The following is a 17,323-nucleotide window of genomic DNA, read 5'->3' as shown; positions in this document are numbered from 1 at the left end:
AGCAATCCCGCATTTCCATTAGGAAATGCACAGTCATTTTACGCGTCCCGCAAGCAATGTCAACAATTATCGCGTGCTTTCCCTTAACCCCAGTGTGGAGCAAGAACTGCATAGCTGGGTTGGAAATAATACCCTAGTGTGCGCTGGATGACAATAATTTCCTTGGGAAACAGTTCTCAAATTCAATATTATAACATACTACCCATATTTTTAATATAAAAATCAATCAATTAGAATTTTTTAATCAGATATTGCTCACATTAGAAATAGGTGATCGCCAGCAGATTAGTTTGAGTAAATGTTAGATAATTGCTTCATGGCTTTACAGATTCGATGACGGAGGCAAAGAGATGAAGTATACAATCAAAAAAATGGATCTGCTTTTCATAAGCTTGGTATTAATGACAACATACCTTTTGGCGATGACTCCTCATGCAACCTTATGGGAGAAATTCTACCACAACTCAATGGACCGCTAGCCACTGAAAGCACCTTCTTTCTAATGAAGTTAACCACCCGGGCAGCGGGTTCGGGTTGTGTTAAATTACCTTTACTTTCGCAAACCGCCGCTTTCCAACTTGAAAAAGATGGCTTTCACCTAGAGGGATAGCTAATTTAACATCTTCAACACGTTCACCATCAATACGCACAGCTCCCTGTGTAATCATTCGTAAGCCCTCCGAAGTGGTATTCACCAATCCGGCGCGTTGCAAAATGTAACCTATCTTCAAATGAGTATTTTCAGCCGTTAATTCAATTTCATCAAGATTAGTCGGTAATTCATGATGTTTAAACCGGTCAATAAAATGTTGATGCGCTTTTGTTGCAGCTTCTTTACTGTGAAAACGCGTCACTAATTCCTCGGCTAATAGGATTTTTATATCACGCGGATTTCTTCCTTCCAAGACTTCTTCGCGCCATCGGTTAATTTCTCGCATCGGTCGAAAACTTAATAATTCATAATAACGCCACATCAATTCATCCGATATTGACATCACTTTTCCATACATTTCCTCGGGTGGTTCGGTGATGCCGATATAATTATTTAATGATTTCGACATTTTTTGAATCCCATCTAGCCCTTCCAATAAAGGCACGGTTAATACGCATTGCGGTCTTTGGCCAAAGTGTTTTTGCAATTCACGCCCGACTAATAAATTAAATTTTTGATCCGTGCCGCCTAATTCAACATCTGCCCGCAAAGCCACCGAATCGTAGCCTTGTAATAAGGGATACAAAAATTCATGAATGGCAATCGGTTGCTGTAACAGGTAACGTTTATTAAAATCATCGCGTTCCAACATGCGCGCCACCGTATAAGTGGCAGCTAACCGCACTAAATCATCGGCTTTTAATTTATTTATCCAGGTAGAATTAGATATAACTTGCGTTTTATCAGGATCTAAAATCCGAAAGGCTTGCGTTTCGTAAGTTTTGGTATTCTCCATCACAATATCATGCGTGAGCGGTTGGCGCGTGATATTTTTTCCTGTCGGGTCACCGATCATCGCAGTGAAATCGCCGATTAAAAAAATCACCTCGTGCTCCAAAGTTTGAAATTGACGCAATTTATTCAGTACCACTGTATGGCCCAAATGAATATCGGGAGCGGTGGGGTCAAACCCCAATTTAATTCGAAGCGGCTTTTCTTCCGCCAATTGGGAGAGCAATTCATTCTCATGAATAATTTCAACAGCCCCTCGTTTAATTTCTTCGAAAGCTTCTTGTGACGAAATCATCAGATTAAATTCCTAATCATAATTTGGAGTATTTTATTCCGTGCTTTTATGTTACGTGGTATAATTCAGAATTGGAACTACAACTTCTGGTAAAATAAAGGGAACCTCATGAAAGCTTGGAAATCAACAATCGTAATTTTTACTGTCATTCCGCTACTTTTCATCGCCCTCGCCAGTTTACTTTACGCTTATGCCTCCGCGAAAACGAAACAACTAACGCTCAATGAACCTCACTCAATCAGTATTGAAAAAAATATAAACAACTCTAATTCGGATTGGAAAAAAATAATTATTAAAAAGGGGGATACTTTAGCGGCTATTTTTAATCGCTTAAAGATTAACCAAAAAGATTTAGTTCAACTAGCTAAACAATGTAAATCGTTGACTGCTCTTCATCCTAATCAAACGCTCTATTTTCAAATCAAACCGCCCCACCAATTGGTTGCGCTCAAATATCCCTTCTCATTCACCAACACCTTGAGCATTAAATGCGAGAACAATCGCTTCATCAGCCAAATAAACCAAAAACCAATTACCACCGCACTGGGTTACAAATCCGTAACCATACATCATTCTCTAAATCAAGATGCCAAAAAAGCCGGTCTGACCTATCGGATGCAAAAAGAACTTCAATCGATTTTTGGAGGGCAAATTAATTTTTCGCGCGATATTCACTGCGACGATCGTTTTGAATTTTTGTATCAAGTTGAATACGTCAACGGGAAAAAGTATCGCGATGGCGATATCATTGCCGCAGAATTCCGCCATCGTGGTAAAACCTATCGAGCTGTTCGCTACACTTATCCGATCGCACATACGGCTTATTACACGCCGGACGGTCGTGGAATTGAAGCGCGCTTCTTACATGCGCCATTACATTACACTCGCATCAGCAGTCGTTTTACCTACCATCGTTTAGACCCTATCTTACATAAAATACGCCCTCACTTGGGGGTCGATTTTGCCGCACGTTTCGGAGTGCCAGTCAAGTCCATCGGCGAAGGGCGTGTCATTTTTATTGGACGAAATGGCGGCTATGGAAGGACCGTTAAAATTAGTTATGGACATGATTATTTGGCGCTGTATGGGCATCTGTCACGTTTTGCGAAAATTAAACACCACCAGTGGGTGCACAAAGGGCAAATCATCGGATACGTGGGTGAATCCGGCTGGGCAACCGGTCCTCACCTTCATTTTGGATTTTTCATCAATGGTAAAGTCAAAGATTGGTTAGCTATGAAACTGCCTACCGACCAATCCATTCCGCGCAATTATAAAAACCGTTTTCACAAAGAAGTTAGACAGTTGTTAGCTCAATTGCATCTCCATCAATACAATGAATTAGCGGTGAATAACATGAAAATGAAACATCCGAGTTAACCGCGTGCCAAAAGAACGCTATATCGGTCTTATTTCCGGCACGAGCATAGATGCGCTTGATACCGCTCTCGTTCAATTCGATCCACTGAAAATCATTGCAACGCATGAGGAACCTATCCCGACGGAATTGAAAAAAAATCTTGTTGCTTTATCCATCGGCACCGATAATTCCATTCTCAACATGGGAGAAACCGACGTTGCCTTGGGACGGCTTTTTGGCAAAGCTGTCTTAAAGCTGTTAAAAAAAGCGAAGGTCTTCCCGGATTCCATTCAGGCCATTGGCAGTCACGGGCAGACAATTCGACACATACCCAAAGGGAAACATCCTTTTACTCTCCAAATCGGCGACCCTAACACCATTGCCGCCCTCACTGGCATTACGACAGTAGCCGATTTTCGACGTCGTGATATGGCTTTAAGGGGGCAAGGAGCGCCGTTAGCGCCTGCTTTTCATGAATTTCTCTTACGCGATCAAAGCGAAAACCGGTTGATTTTGAATATTGGCGGTATTGCCAATCTCACCTTTCTTCCACGCGACCCTGAAAAATCTACCATTGGTTTTGACACGGGGCCAGGAAACACTTTGTTGGACGCCTGGTGCTTAATCAATTTAAATAAAGATTACGATGATCAAGGGCAGTGGGCTGCGAGTGGATGTGTGCAAGAAAAATTAGTAGCACAATTGTTAGCAGACCCTTATTTTCAAACCCCGCCCCCAAAAGCACCGGTCGCGAATATTTTAACCTTAATTGGCTTAAAAAAAATTTGAATGGCGAAAAATTCGACCCCGTCGATATTCAGGCAACGCTCGTTGAATTAACGGCAAGAAGCGTTGCCAATAACTGTCGAAATTTCTCTATGGATTCGGGAAGTCTGTGGTTATGCGGCGGCGGGGCCCGCAATCATCATTTGGTTAATCGTTTAAAAGTATTATGCAAACCACTGCGTGTTAGCACGACAGAAGAAATCGGTGTTCATCCCGATTGGCTTGAAGCCGTTTGTTTCGCTTGGCTTGCTAAACAAACCTTAGAAAAAAAACCCGGCAATTTACCCAGCGTCACCGGCGCTGAAAAATCCACTATTTTAGGTGCGGTTTATTGGGGTGAAAATTTAATTATTAAAATTTAGAGTCTGTTTACAATCCGCTCCATCCGCTACAATAGCATCATCATCACGCCCGACCGCATTACGAAATTCTACCGCTCGGTCAAATCCCCCACTGTTGATTCGGTTTCCTTTGAAGCCAAAGATGCTGAAACCCTTGTCTTACTGGGTTCTTCAGGAAGTGGTAAGACCACTCTCATGAAAATGATCAATCGACTTATCGAACCACCTCGGAAACAATTAAAATTGAAGGAAAAGATGTTAGGGAGTACAACCTGAGCGAACTGCGTCGCTCCATCAGTTATGTGTTTCAGCAAATTGGATTATTCACTCATATGACAATTGGAAAAAATCTGACTATCTTGTTAAAACTGCTGCATTATCCGAAAGCTAAGTGCATCCAACGTGCTGCTGAATTGCTCGAAATGGTGCATTTAAATCCTCAAAAGTTTACACAGCGTTATTCCGATGAACTCTCGGGTGGCCAACAACGGCGTATCGGTGTGGCTTGTACTTTGGCAATCGCGTTTATTACTGGATTTTCGAATAAAGAAAGTTCATCTTTAGCTTTGCGCGTTTCCGGACGATCGGTTGAGCCGAGTGGTGAATAAGCAGTCATAATAATATTATTTTTTCGACAACAATTTAATAGTTCATTTTTCGCTAAAAAAGGATGACTTTCGACCTGATTAACTGTAGTTTTAAAGGATGCTTGATTTAATAACTCTTCCATTCGGCTAATCGAAAAGTTAGAAACACCGATGGACTTTGTTAATCCTTGCCCGACCAAATTTTCCATACTTTTCCAAGTAGAAGCGATAGGTAATTTGCTTAATGGAATAAAAGCGTCCGCATTTTCAGGGATTTTATAACCCACCGAATGTTTTTGTGTCACCGGCCTAATGTTATTAAATACAAATCTAAATAATCCAGTCGTAAATCGTTTAACGTTTTTTTACAAGCGAGTTCTACATCTTCAGACGCGTGGTCACTATTCCACAATTCTTCGCGTACCACATCACCCACCTTGATTGCATCCTTTAACGCGTTACCGATGGTTGACTCATTAAAATAGATGGGAGCACAGTCGATATGACGATAAGTGATCTCAATGATTTTGCGTATAGCGGTGTAAAGCTCGTTTTCCGGTGATTTCCAGGTACCTAAACCGAGAAGTGGAAAACGTTAGCCGGGAGATAGAGTAGCGTATTTTATAGCATTTTCTTATAGTTGATAAGGCATCATTCTGCCAAGCTTATTCAGTCACTTCAAAAGCACTAATAATGTTTTCATCCAAGAGTTTTAATTCTGGCATAAAATCCAAGCCCATCGGGTATTTTAGCCGTTGAGCTTTGCAAGCCCAGCCCAACCTACGGGCTGAAATCTGATGATTTTAAAAAATCCATCAAAGTTCCACGCTTTGACGGGTTTTCAGATTCACTTTTAACGGCTTTAAATGATGGTTCACCATTTCTCCGAGGCGAACATAATCGCTTGCATCAAAAGCAGGATCTCTACTCGTTCGAACGGATTCTCTTCTATATTACATATTGAGTCGAGATCCTCAACAAAAAGTGTTTTTTTCTTTATCCATTTTTGATTGTTTAACCCTTAATGATAATTTAAATTTTTCAAGCTGGACTTTGATGCACACTTTTTACCCTCACATCAAACAACTCATCTTGACTGCCGCTTTCGAATGCCGGTGCGCAGACTCGAACTGCGGACCTACTGATTACGAATCAGTTGCTCTACCGCCTGAGCTACACCGGCCGGCGTGATGCTTATCATCACGTAAGCGGGGCGGGAGGTCAAGTTGGCGGATACCGCAATCATCAAAACCCTGTATTGCAACTTCATTCTCCTTCGCCTATAAAGGCATCTCGTTTTTGGGGAAGTTATTATGCAGAGAAATCGAACGGCGGGATTCACATTAATGGAATTACTAATCGTGATTGCTATCATTGGTATTTTGATTATAATCGCTATTTCTTCTTATCATACCTACACTCGGCGGGCTCGTTTTAAGGAAGTCGTCCAGGCCAGGGCGCCCTACAAACTAGGAGGGGTCGAAGAGTGTTACCAAATGACAAACGAGCTTTCAGAATGCTCAGCGGGCGATAATGGCGTGCCTCCTGCTATACCGGCGGGGAGTGGAACAGGATTGGTCGATGCCATCGAAATTCAAAATGGCGTAATCACAATCACGCCTCAAGTAAAATATGGGATTGAAGCGAAAGACAATTACATCTTAACACGACCCCCGAACGCGAAGGGTTGACTTGGGTCTCCAGCGGCGGAGGCGTGGCGGCTGGTTATGCAAACTAAGGTCAAGGGCCTCGCTCATCTTTATATTGCAGACAAACGCGTTAACTAACAGCCAAATTGCCAGTGCTATTGAATAGGTGGCGGGGGCACAATCACCGTTGCTGTACTATTTAGTTACCGACAAAATAGCATCCTCAGAAAAAATAGCAGAAGTCTACGCAACTTACTTTGCTTTAGAAGCAATTAACTTAGAGATTCAACAACTGAACCCATCGCTTTTTCATGAAATACCACGGAAATATTTAATGCGCTATGCTTTCATTCCCCTTGCAGTAAAATCACCCAAGCTAGCTATTAGCGATCCGCTATATTTTCGCTTAATCGAAGAACTCCAATTTCAGGCTAATAAACAATACAAAATTGTTTTTACCCCCTATAAATCATTCGCTGCGTTAATAAATAATTTCGCGAGTCATCAAATTTACGAGACAGCTTCACGAGGCGAATCTTCGATTATTGAGTTAGTAAATCAAGTGCTCACGGACGCCATCTATCGAGAATCGTCAGATATTCACTTTGAACCGATGCAACAACATTACCGAATTCGAATGAGTATCGATGGGGTTCTACATACTACTACTCCCTTGCCGAATACACAATCATCGGCAATGACCAGCCGGCTAAAAGTACTGGCTGCATTGGATATTTCTGAAAAACGTTTGCCGCAGGATGGGCGCTTTCATTTTACAACGTTTAGCAATCTTAAACGTGACTGCCGACTTAGTAGCTGTCCGACTTTATTCGGGAAAAATCTTCATCTGTTTACTGAACCCCGTTCATCATTTATTAAAATTTGAAGAGTTGGGTTTAGAAGAAAAACCGAAGCAACTCATCATGAAAAAAATCAAACACCCCAAGGGTTGATTCTTATCACAGGAGCCACGGGAAGCGGAAAAACGGTTTCACTTTATGCCGCGCTTAATCAGCTTAACTCAACTCAAAAAAAAATATCTCCACCGTAGAAGATCCCATTGAAATACAATTAGCAGGGGTTAACCAAGCTAATATTCGCCCAAAAGCCGAACTTAATTTCGCCGCTGTATTACGCGCTTTTTTACGACAAGATCCCGATGTTATCATGGTGGGCGCAATTCATGACTTTGAAACTGCTTCCGTTGCTGTTCGCGCTGCACATACAGATCATTTAGTCTTATCCACCTTACATACCAATAGCGCCGTCGAATGCATTACACGATTAATCGATATGGAAATCGAGCCGTTCAACCTTACTAAAGTGTTAAAGCTCGTGGTTGCTCAGCGACTCATCAGACAGCTTTGCGTTCATTGCCAAGCAACGAAGATTTCCTACCCCTTTTGTTTAAAAAGATGTTATGGGCATATGGGAATCTATGAAATTCTACCTATTACTCCTTCTATTATCGAACTTATTTTACAAAAACGATCGGCGCAAAAAATTAATGCCTGCGCCATACAAGAGGGTATGCAAACTTTGTGGCAGGCAGCTTTGAATAAAGCAAAATCGAGTATTACAAACCTCAACGAAATTTACCGGGTGATTCAATCTGAAAATAACTATGCTTAAATACTCGAAAAATAGCATAAGATCAAAAAATATTTTGGACTTTTTTCGTCAACTAAATTTATTGATAAATTCTGAAATCCCGCTCGTTCAAGCACTTGCTTTATTGCCGGGAGGATTTCATTCAGACCCATTGCGCCAGTTAATCTTAGCCATTTGGAGCAAAATCAAAAACGGTCTAAGCCTTTCTGAGACGTTAAAAATTTACCCCCACTATTTCCATACCGTTCACCGGGAAATAATTCATGCCGGTGAGCAAAGTGGGGAGCTTGGCGAATTATTAAAATTATTAATTCATTATGAAGAAGGTTTGTTTATTTTTAAGAAGAAAATTTAAAAATCAATCCGCTATCCCTTAACCGTTCTTTCAATTGCCATAGGCGTTACCATTGGTTTATTGGAGTTCGTCATCCCGCAATTCCAAAATACTTTTTCTAAATTTGGTTCGCAACTGCCTTGTTGCTTCACTCCAGTGATCATCAATCTCGCCCACAGCGTGCGCGCTTATGGACTACTTATTTTTTTAGCTTTTTCCTTTTTCTATTTGTTTTTATGTATGCAAAAAAACATTCAGACAAATTCTCCACGTCCGTTGATCACGCATTAATAAAAATTCCACTCATTGGAAAGGGTATTCAAAATACAATGATAACCCTTTGGGTAAAAGTGCTAGCGACCCTGAGCGCAGCAGGTATCCCTTTAAGCAAAGCGTTAATCACCGCTAATCATATAATCCGTAACCACGCTTTAAGACAAGCCACGGACAAACTGACTTGTTGGATTAGCGAAGGCCTCTCCTTTAGCAGCACCATTGAACGCTGCGGCTTTTCCCCCCAGGCAATCCAGCTTATTCAGATCGGTGAAAATTCCGGAACACCCAACGAAATGTTGAATAAAGTGGCCGCTATTTATCAGGAAGAAATAGACGAGCGTTACGATCGTCTCAGCAAGTGCCTGGAACCAGCTATCATGATAGTATTAGCATTATTAATCGGCGGACTAATTGTCGCTATGTATTTATCCGTATTCCGAATTGGCTCCGCTCTTTAGGAGCAACTTTCAAGCGAAAAACAGAAATGCAGATTATTTCTTTTTTACAATTTCATTTTTATATAGCGATCCTTGCAATCGCCGTCACCGGATTGATCGTGGGCAGTTTTCTTAACGTGCTCATCGTCTGCCATCCTACCTTGCTCGCCGCGCGTTCGTGGCGAGAGTGCCAGGAATACCTTAATTTACCTGTCGAACCCAAACCAAAATTTAATTTAGCAACCCCACGCTACCAATGCCCCCGATCCCAAAAAATTCTAAAAATTCGCTATAACCTGCCGTTAATAAGCTACTTAACCTTGCGCGGTCGCTGCGCTTATTGTCATGAAAAAATGTCGCCGCTTTATCCCATACTTGAATTACTGTGCGCCATTTTATCAGTGGCTATTGCGATTCGTTATCAGATAAGCTGGCAAGCGCTGGCAGAATTACTACTTACCTGAGTATTAATTTTGCTTTTTCTTATTGATTTAAAAACGCAACTCTTACCCGACGCAATCACACTCCCTACTTTATGGTTTTCTCTTTCTCTTAGCCTCTCTTGTATGTTCGCATCACCTTACCAAGCAATATTTGACGCTATACTAGATTACGGATTTCTATGGATTACCGCCCCGTTTTATCAATTAATTCGTAAAAAAGAGGGAATGGCCTGTGGCAATTTTAAAATAGTCAGTATGTTGGGCGCTTGCTTTGGCCCTTTTATTGCTGTAGCGGGTTGGATCAGCCTTTTATCGAGTCCGGTTCTAACACACAAATTAATTTCTTATTTATAAAGGAGGTGCCATGTTACGGATTGGATTAACTGGTGGCATTGGAAGCGGGAAAAGTACTGTTGCCAACTACTTTGCAGAATTAGGCGCTCCTGTCATCGACGCTGATCAAATCGCTCATGAAATAACAAAACCTGATCAGGAGGCGTTTAAAAAAATTGTCAATCATTTTGGAAATGCAGTGCTTACTAAGGGAAAATTTTTAAATCGCACTAAATTACGAGAACTGATTTTTAAAAATCCTAACGATCGACAATGGCTTGAGCATTTATTACACCCGATTATCATTGCGAAAATGAAAACCCAACTTAAAAAAATCAAAGCGCCTTATTGTATTTTAGCGATCCCTTTACTTGCCGAGGCGTCGCAGTCGGTCGATTTTATCGATCGAATCTTGGTAGTGGATGCGCCAAAAACGCTGCAAATACAACGTACAAAATCGCGCGATCAACTTTCTAATCAACAAATTCAACTTATCCTACAATCACAGAACCGACGCGAAAAACGGCTCACTATCGCCGATGACATGATTGTTAATGATCAGACGATCCCTGTCTTGCGCAAAGCAGTTTTTGATCTACACTATAAGTATTTGCAAATCGCACAAACACAAACAACACCATAAGGCTACTAATGAGCACTTTACGAGTCTTACACGAAAAATCCGAACTTGGGAAAACAACGGTGTATCCTAAGGAATACGCCCCTCATTTATTATTGCCTATCCCAAGGGCGCTAAATCGAAAAACGTTTAACGTTAGCGATCCACTGCCTTTTTATGGTTATGACCTATGGAATGCTTATGAGCTGTCTTGGTTAAATGAAAAAGGGAAACCTTTTGCCGCCAGGGGTGAATTTATAATTCCTGCCACTTCCTCCCATTTAATTGAATCTAAATCATTTAAACTGTATTTGAATTCGTTTAACAACGAACGTTTTGGCGACGCAGCCGCCGTTTGGGAAACCATGAAACGCGATCTTAGCAAACGCATCAACGAATCTGTCACGGTTAATTTAATCCTGCACGAAACCGAGATACCAGCGACCTATTCCTCAAAGGAAAGCCTTCTGGACAACTTAGATATAGCCATTGACACTTATACCCCCGATCCAAACTTACTATCGACCACCCAAGAAATAGTCGCCGAAACTCTCTATTCCCATCTCCTTAAATCCAATTGCCCGGTTACGGGACAGCCTGACTGGGGCAGTATCGAGATTCATTATACAGGACCTAAAATCAATCATGCCCAACTTCTAAAGTACATTATTTCCTATCGCAATCATGAAGAATTTCACGAAGCTTGTGTAGAGCGTTTTTTTATGGATATCCTGCGACAATGTCGCCCGCGAGAACTAACCGTTCAAGCACGCTACACCCGACGGGGCGGGCTCGATATTAACCCTTATCGCTCCACAAACCCCACCTTTTTCGTTCAAAATCACCGTTCATTTCGCCAATGACACGATAACCCAAAAAATGTGTTATGATGAGACATCGATGGCTTATAAGTAGGCCGGCAATGCTCGCAACAACGATTACTTACGAACAACCGCTTAATGAGCCGATGCGAATCTGCCTTTGGCTGGAACATCTTTTTCGTCAGCTTCATGAGCGTATACCCGAACCCGCCCCAGCCGCAAGTCATCTAGCTATGCTAGCTTTACTCAAAGCATTAAACGTGATCGACCGACCCGATTTAAAAACAAAATTAACACAAACTCTAACTCAACAAACATCGAGGCTTTTACAATTAAAACACTCACCAGAGGTGGATAATCATAAATTACAAGGCTTGTTAGACACATTAGATCGTTACGTTGTTCCTTACATCATACAGCACGCAAAATCGGTGAGCCTCTCCGCGAAAATGCTTTTTTAACTCAAATTCGTTCTCATCTATAGAATCCCCCCGCCGGCCCCTGCAATTTCACCACACCTGCTTATGCGCTATGGCTACAACAACCCAGCGAGAATCGCATCAAGGATTTGCAAAATTGGGCCAAAGAATTTGAACCACTAATTAATATCGTGAGAGCCATTTTACAAATAATTCGCGAAAGTCAGCTCGCCACAAAATATAGTCGCTTGTCAAGGATTTTATCAACAAATGTTAAATGCCACTTCGCCTTGCCAATTAATTCAATTAACTTTACCTGTTGAAAAAAAATTTATCCGGAAATTTGTGCTGGCAAGCACCACCTTGTTATTCGCCTTCTACCGCTGCATGTCAACGATAAGAATACGAAGGAAATTGCCGAAGAAATTTCTTTCAAATTAAACTGCTGTCGAATTTAAAAATCGAAATAATATGAAATTTTTAATGGTATTTTCCCTATATTCCTCTTCGCTGCATACGGGCTACTTGTTGTTAAACGGGGTGTAAAGTCCATCATTCCCGCGCAGTCAGAGATAACAACTCATAAATTGAAATTGGTGTGGCTTATGGGTAATAATATCGTGTTATTAGGTAGCTGATGATGGTTTGGTTCGCTTCGAGGAAAGGCAACTCGGATATATTTTTAATCGGCATCCAGCGAATACATTGTCCTTCTAATCCTCGCGCTTCACCTTCAAATTTAATTACCCGCCACGCTTCTAAAGCAACCTCATAATCGCCACAACAATGCTGAACTTTCATAATCGCTTCGGCCGCCATCACCGTCAAATCCACTTCCTCTTTTAATTCACGACACAGCGCCTGATAACTATCTTCAAAAACTTCTATTTTTCCGCCTGGAAATTCCCATAAATTTCCCTGGATTGCTTGCTTTGGGCGCAGCGAAACCAAAACTTCATTTTGAGAATTGATGACAATGCCGACAGCAACAGAAACTAGCTTAATTTTCCGTGACATTGCTTGTATTTCTTTCCGCTGCCACAGGGGCAAGATTCGTTACGACCTACTTTGGGTTGAGAGCGCACAAAAGGTTGGGTTGCTTCTTCTTGTTCGGCAACAGCTACTTCTTTTTCCGGTTGTAGTGCGGTCATTTTCGCATGATGGTATTGTAGCTCCGGCGCAGACTGTTGGTATAAACGCTGTTGTTGTTCGACCTGCTCTTCGGTTGCGATTTCTAATTTCGACAAAGTCGCCGTTAATTCGTATTTAATCTGCCTAAGCATTTGCGTCAATAAGTCAAAAGACTCGCGTTTATATTCTTGTGCAGGACTTTTTTGAGCATAACCGCGCAAATGAATGCCTTGACGCAAATGATCCATCGCCGCTAAATGCTCTTTCCAATGATGATCTAACAATTGCAGCATCAGCGTCTTTTCTACTTCACGCATGGCCTTGGGATCGGTTTTTGCTTCCTTTGCTTTATAATCTTTAGTAATTTCATCAATAATGCGTTGATGAAGCGTTTCTTCGTGAAGCGTTTCATCCTTTTCAAGCCATTCCGCAATCGGCAAAGCCAAACCAAAATCCTCACGAATTTGCTTTTCTAGCCCGGGTATATCCCATTCTTCCTCCAGGCTCTGTGGCAGCACAAACGAACTAATCATTTCGCTTACCGCTTCTTCACGAATAGCTTCAATCGTCTCAGAAATATCATCCGTCTGAAGTAACTGGAAACGTTGTTGATAAATCACTTTACGCTGATCGTTGGCAACGTCGTCATATTCCAACAACTGCTTACGAATGTCACAATTCATTCCTTCGACACGACGTTGAGCCTTTTCAATCGCACGAGTAATCCACGGATGTTCAATCACATCGTCTTCTTTCACACCGAGACGACGCATCATGTTAGACATCCGTTCCGCCGCAAAAATACGCAATAAATTATCTTCCATAGAGAGATAAAATTGCGAGGAACCGGGATCTCCCTGCCGACCGGATCGACCACGAAGCTGATTATCGATACGCCGCGACTCATGACGTTCCGTCCCCAGCACATGCAAACCACCGGCTGCAATCACCGCATCGTGACGCTCCTGCCAATCGGCTTTTCGTTTTTGAATTTCTTCTTCCGTCGGGTTATCTAATTCACTTACTTCCGCTTCCAAATTACCACCCAAAACAATATCAGTTCCTCGACCCGCCATATTCGTGGCGATAGTCACTGCAGCAGGACGTCCCGCTTCAGCAATAATTTTGGCTTCGCGTTCGTGATTTTTTGCATTGAGAATTTCATGTTTAATATTCGCTTTTTTCAAAAAATATGCGACTAATTCTGATGCTTCAATCGATGCCGTGCCAATCAACAGCGGCTGACCTTTCTCATGACGTTTCTTGACTTCATTAACAATCGCATCGAATTTTGCATCCGCCGTTAAGTAAACTTGATCAGGTTCATCGCGGCGAATCATGGGTCTATTCGTGGGGATGACAACCACTTCCAGTCCGTAAATCTTTTGCAACTCGAAGGCTTCGGTATCCGCGGTGGCAGTCATACCGGATAATTTTTCATAAAGGCGAAAATAGTTTTGAAACGTAATAGTAGCCAATGTCTGATTTTCTAATTGAATAGTTGCAGCTTCTTTTGCCTCTATGGCTTGATGCAAACCATCCGACCAACGACGTCCCGGCATCAAACGGCCCGTATGTTCATCTACAATAATGACTTCATTATTTTTTACAATGTAATGAACGTCTCGATAAAAAAGCGTGTGTGCGCGTAAAGCAGCATAAACATAGTGCATCAACGATATATTAGAGACATCGTATAAACTTTCTCCGGCCTGCATAAGCCCTTGCTTTATCATTAACGCTTCGATCGTACGATGCCCTTGTTCAGTCAGATAAACCTGTCGATTTTTTTCATCCAGCGTATAATCCCCTCGATTTTCATGGGGAACTGCCTCTTCTTTTTGCCCCTCTTCCATTTTTTGCAATTTTAATTGAGGGATGAATTTATTTATCTCTACATAAAGATCCGATGATTCTTCCGCTTGTCCTGAAATAATTAAGGGCGTTCTAGCTTCATCAATTAAAATTGAATCCACTTCGTCAATGATCGCGTAATGCAATGGCCGCTGCACGCGCTGATCCAAATCAAAAACCATGTTATCGCGTAAATAATCGAAACCGAATTCGTTATTAGTGCCGTAAGTGATATCAGCCGCGTAAGCCACTTGTTTCTCAACTGGCTCCATTCCAGGCACGTTAACGCCCACCGTCAAGCCGAGGAATTCATAAATAGGCTTCATCCATTCAGCATCACGCTTAGCTAAATAATCATTTACCGTGACGATGTGAACGCCCTTGCCCGTCAATGCGTTCAAATAAGCTGGCATCGTAGCACCTAAGGTTTTACCTTCACCAGTACGCATTTCAGCAATTTTTCCACCATGGAGAGCCAAGCCACCAATTATTTGGACGTCGAAATGACGAAGCCCGAGCGTGCGAACGCTGGTTTCCCGAACCACCGCAAACGCTTCCGCCAATAAAGCATCGAGCCCTTCTCCATCGACTAAGCGTTTTTTGAATTCATTGGTTTTAGCGCGAAGGTCGGCAGCGGAAAAGGCCTGGATTTCTGGCTCTAGGGCATTAATTCTTGATACTATTTTGGAATAGCCTTTGAGCAAACGCTCATTACGCGTACCGAAAGCTTTCCTGATAATGTTGCCAAGCATAGACGGCATTGTATATCATTCAACAAAAAAGTGGAATTTTCTTTAATAAAATGAACCAAATACCGCCCGAGGATCCTAAGCGAATCAGTCGCTGTTTTCAAACAGGGCACCTCAAAACGATTGCCCAAAAAGCCAATCAAATCGCGACACTCGAAAAGCTACTGGCTCGCTTTCTCCCCAAAGAACTCGTACCTCACTGTCATGTGATGAATATCTCAGGCAATACCTTGATTCTGCAGCTCGACAGCGGGGCTGTCGCCATGCGCGTTCTTTACCTAACTCCTTCGCTTCTGAAACAACTCGCCCAACAGAAGGTCCAACTCGCGGCTATTCAATGCCGTGTTCGACCTTAATGTTTCATTCCCGTGAAAATCATTCAATATATTCGTCTCCGTCACATAAATTTACACGTACTTACCCGGGGAGTGAGATGATTCATTGATAGTTTCTTAATCAGGATTTCTGGGTGCTGCTAACTGCACGGTTATTCTTAATTACCCACCGTGATAAAAGATCATAAATCTCACTTAAATTAGCCAGCTGTCCTTCCTGCACACCGGTCAGGTGGCGTCTATTTTAAAGCGCATCCAGTTTACATTTCAGCATTCTAAGTGGAGTCAAAAATTAGGACGCTCTCCCGGATTACCCTCAAAAAACCTATTGCGTAGATAAATCACTATTGACGCATTAGGATTTGCCCCCCTCATGAGACTTCTCAGCATGCGCACAGACTCCCGATTACATGCAAAGCACAAAGGAGTACTACAATGTAGTGCTTAGATTAACATCTGCACCTGCTTGAATGAGTTGATCAACAACCTCCTCAAGTCACCTTTGACTCGCTATCATCAATGCAATAGCTCCGTTACGTCCTTTTTGATTCACATCCGCTCCGTGATGAATCAATTACGTTATGATCTCGAGATCGTGATATTGAATAACACGTTGTAGCAATGTCATAGCAACGGGTTTAGATTCGGGTCCGCACCGGCGTCCAACAGCATGATCAGAATCTCCCGTTGAACTAACGCATCCTTCTTATTTTTCACACCCCTGAGAGAAAATAATCAGTTAACCGCCCCCATCAATGGTGTCAGCTCTTGTGCCGCCCCAAATCTCGTTGCGGCTGTTTTTATCGGAGCTCGAGTTATTCCAGTGACTGCTCGCTGGGCGCCCTTATTAACCTTCGCGCCAGCTTCGGTTAAACCCGCTTCTACTTGCTTACAGGCGTAGAATGCATTATAACAACGCTGTGCCGAAGCGATCCTAGTGATCCTGTTCTCCCACCTCATCCAGCCTAATTTCTGGATGAGAAATTAAATACTTAACAACTTCAGCTGACCCACATAAGCTGTCTCTTGAAACGGCGTGAGTCCACCAGGCAACAACTGGTTTGGGTCACATCCTTTTTCTTCTTCAATTAAATATTTTACTATTACTAATTGGTTAAATTTAGCTGCAGTATGTGAAGCGCTCTTCTATTAGGGGGGATTTACCGTCCGTAAAAAAAGAGGCTGATAGACATGATATTCTGTGGCAATGATAAAATATTTCAACAGATTAAGATTATCCGTTTCACAAGCTCGCTCTGTAACTTCGATTTAATGATACCAAAATAATAATTCTAATCCCATTTAGAATTGGGGGAATTTAATAATTTCGAAATAAACTTGTGAAATATTGGATGCCTCATACAATCAGCCTCAGTATCTTTTATTAAAACCTGACTATCTTGACACATCGATATTAAAACAAGCTTAAAAAGGAAACATTAGCTTCCGTTGATGATAACATTTAAGATCCTCGTTAAAACGAATAGCAAAATGGGCGG

11 protein-coding genes, 1 tRNA gene and 9 pseudogenes are annotated in these 17,323 nt (G+C 42.0%); 13 read left to right on the top strand and 8 right to left on the bottom strand.

Translation table 11 applies throughout. The features are described from left to right. Positions 1-309 precede the first annotated feature (309 nt). A pseudogene (locus tag OWO34_RS00780) lies at positions 310-496 on the top strand (hypothetical protein); the annotation flags it as partial. Positions 497-539: 43 nt separating this feature from the next. Here the strand turns inward: OWO34_RS00780 and tyrS are convergent. Further along, complete coding sequence (gene tyrS, locus OWO34_RS00775) at positions 540-1,739, bottom strand: tyrosine--tRNA ligase (protein ID WP_267256206.1); 1,200 nt, start codon at positions 1,737-1,739, stop codon at positions 540-542. Positions 1,740-1,762: 23 nt separating this feature from the next. Between tyrS and OWO34_RS00770 the strand changes: the two are divergent. From OWO34_RS00770 to OWO34_RS00760, 3 pseudogenes are all read left to right on the top strand, one after another. Then, positions 1,763-3,119, top strand: a pseudogene (locus OWO34_RS00770) (peptidoglycan DD-metalloendopeptidase family protein). A 4-nt stretch (positions 3,120-3,123) separates the two neighbouring features. Then, a pseudogene (locus OWO34_RS00765) lies at positions 3,124-4,240 on the top strand (anhydro-N-acetylmuramic acid kinase). A 10-nt stretch (positions 4,241-4,250) separates the two neighbouring features. Further along, a pseudogene (locus OWO34_RS00760) lies at positions 4,251-4,684 on the top strand (ATP-binding cassette domain-containing protein); the annotation flags it as partial. Here OWO34_RS00760 and OWO34_RS00755 read toward each other — a convergent pair. The 3 genes from OWO34_RS00755 to OWO34_RS00745 all read right to left on the bottom strand — a co-directional run bounded on the left by OWO34_RS00755 (position 4,684) and on the right by OWO34_RS00745 (position 5,996). Next, entirely contained in the window at positions 4,684-5,118 is a 435-nt protein-coding gene (locus OWO34_RS00755) for an aldo/keto reductase (protein WP_407647508.1), read from the bottom strand. The pseudogene OWO34_RS00760 and the gene OWO34_RS00755 overlap by 1 nt on opposite strands. Next, positions 5,115-5,336 carry an aldo/keto reductase gene (locus OWO34_RS00750; protein WP_267256225.1) on the bottom strand — a complete coding sequence of 74 codons (222 nt, stop codon included), beginning with the start codon at positions 5,334-5,336 and terminating at the stop codon, positions 5,115-5,117. The genes OWO34_RS00755 and OWO34_RS00750 overlap by 4 nt, the downstream gene beginning before the upstream one ends. A 587-nt stretch (positions 5,337-5,923) precedes the next feature. Then, positions 5,924-5,996: transfer RNA gene (locus tag OWO34_RS00745), tRNA-Thr, on the bottom strand. A 130-nt stretch (positions 5,997-6,126) separates the two neighbouring features. Between OWO34_RS00745 and OWO34_RS00740 the strand changes: the two are divergent. The 8 genes and pseudogenes from OWO34_RS00740 (at position 6,127) to zapD (ending at position 12,213) form a co-directional block, all read left to right on the top strand. After that, positions 6,127-6,551, top strand: a pseudogene (locus OWO34_RS00740) (pilin). Positions 6,552-6,628: 77 nt separating this feature from the next. Further along, a pseudogene (locus OWO34_RS09650) lies at positions 6,629-7,513 on the top strand (GspE/PulE family protein). Beyond that, entirely contained in the window at positions 7,501-8,094 is a 594-nt protein-coding gene (locus OWO34_RS09645; protein ID WP_407647509.1) for a GspE/PulE family protein, read from the top strand. Before OWO34_RS09650 ends, OWO34_RS09645 begins: the two are co-directional and overlap by 13 nt. Continuing rightward, positions 8,087-9,141, top strand: a pseudogene (locus OWO34_RS00730) (type II secretion system F family protein). Before OWO34_RS09645 ends, OWO34_RS00730 begins: the two are co-directional and overlap by 8 nt. A gap of 26 nt (positions 9,142-9,167) precedes the next feature. Beyond that, a pseudogene (locus tag OWO34_RS00725) lies at positions 9,168-9,917 on the top strand (prepilin peptidase). 10 nt (positions 9,918-9,927) lie between these two features. After that, positions 9,928-10,539, top strand: coding sequence for a dephospho-CoA kinase (coaE, locus tag OWO34_RS00720; protein ID WP_267256205.1), 612 nt, complete (start codon positions 9,928-9,930; stop codon positions 10,537-10,539). A gap of 8 nt (positions 10,540-10,547) precedes the next feature. Further along, on the top strand, positions 10,548-11,378 hold the full coding sequence (gene queF / locus OWO34_RS00715; RefSeq protein WP_267256204.1) for an NADPH-dependent 7-cyano-7-deazaguanine reductase QueF: 831 nt from the start codon (positions 10,548-10,550) through the stop codon (positions 11,376-11,378). A gap of 23 nt (positions 11,379-11,401) precedes the next feature. Beyond that, positions 11,402-12,213: pseudogene (gene zapD, locus OWO34_RS00710) on the top strand (cell division protein ZapD). 145 nt (positions 12,214-12,358) lie between these two features. Here zapD and OWO34_RS00705 read toward each other — a convergent pair. Together OWO34_RS00705 and secA are read right to left on the bottom strand one after the other, a co-directional pair. After that, positions 12,359-12,772, bottom strand: a complete 414-nt coding sequence (locus OWO34_RS00705) for a (deoxy)nucleoside triphosphate pyrophosphohydrolase (RefSeq protein ID WP_267256203.1) — start codon at positions 12,770-12,772, stop codon at positions 12,359-12,361. Next, on the bottom strand, positions 12,751-15,492 hold the full coding sequence (secA, locus tag OWO34_RS00700) for a preprotein translocase subunit SecA (protein WP_267256224.1): 2,742 nt from the start codon (positions 15,490-15,492) through the stop codon (positions 12,751-12,753). Before secA ends, OWO34_RS00705 begins: the two co-directional genes overlap by 22 nt. 8 nt (positions 15,493-15,500) lie before the next feature. On the opposite strand from secA, the gene OWO34_RS00695 reads away from it, so the two are divergent. Beyond that, positions 15,501-15,845: a DciA family protein gene (locus OWO34_RS00695; RefSeq protein WP_267256202.1), complete on the top strand. Its 345-nt coding sequence runs from the start codon at positions 15,501-15,503 to the stop codon at positions 15,843-15,845. A 264-nt stretch (positions 15,846-16,109) separates the two neighbouring features. Here OWO34_RS00695 and OWO34_RS09450 read toward each other — a convergent pair whose 3' ends face one another. Then, positions 16,110-16,220: a hypothetical protein gene (locus OWO34_RS09450; protein ID WP_323808249.1), complete on the bottom strand. Its 111-nt coding sequence runs from the start codon at positions 16,218-16,220 to the stop codon at positions 16,110-16,112. A gap of 588 nt (positions 16,221-16,808) precedes the next feature. Further along, on the bottom strand, positions 16,809-16,928 hold the full coding sequence (locus tag OWO34_RS09445) for a hypothetical protein (protein ID WP_323808251.1): 120 nt from the start codon (positions 16,926-16,928) through the stop codon (positions 16,809-16,811). Between the last annotated feature and the right edge of the window lie 395 nt (positions 16,929-17,323).

The organism is Coxiella endosymbiont of Ornithodoros maritimus, from assembly GCF_907164965.1.
Taxonomy (GTDB): Bacteria; Pseudomonadota; Gammaproteobacteria; order Coxiellales; family Coxiellaceae; genus Coxiella.
This window is presented reverse-complemented; position numbering and strand designations above follow the sequence as displayed.

Bases quoted from the DNA above. Each gene is read 5' to 3' on its own strand.
- tyrS (WP_267256206.1), bottom strand. From the start codon at position 1,739: ATGATTTCGTCACAAGAAGCTTTCGAAGAAATTAAACGAGGGGCTGTT.
- coaE (WP_267256205.1), top strand. From the start codon at position 9,928: ATGTTACGGATTGGATTAACTGGTGGCATTGGAAGCGGGAAAAGTACT.
- queF (WP_267256204.1), top strand. From the start codon at position 10,548: ATGAGCACTTTACGAGTCTTACACGAAAAATCCGAACTTGGGAAAACA.
- OWO34_RS00705 (WP_267256203.1), bottom strand. From the start codon at position 12,772: ATGTCACGGAAAATTAAGCTAGTTTCTGTTGCTGTCGGCATTGTCATC.
- secA (WP_267256224.1), bottom strand. From the start codon at position 15,492: ATGCTTGGCAACATTATCAGGAAAGCTTTCGGTACGCGTAATGAGCGT.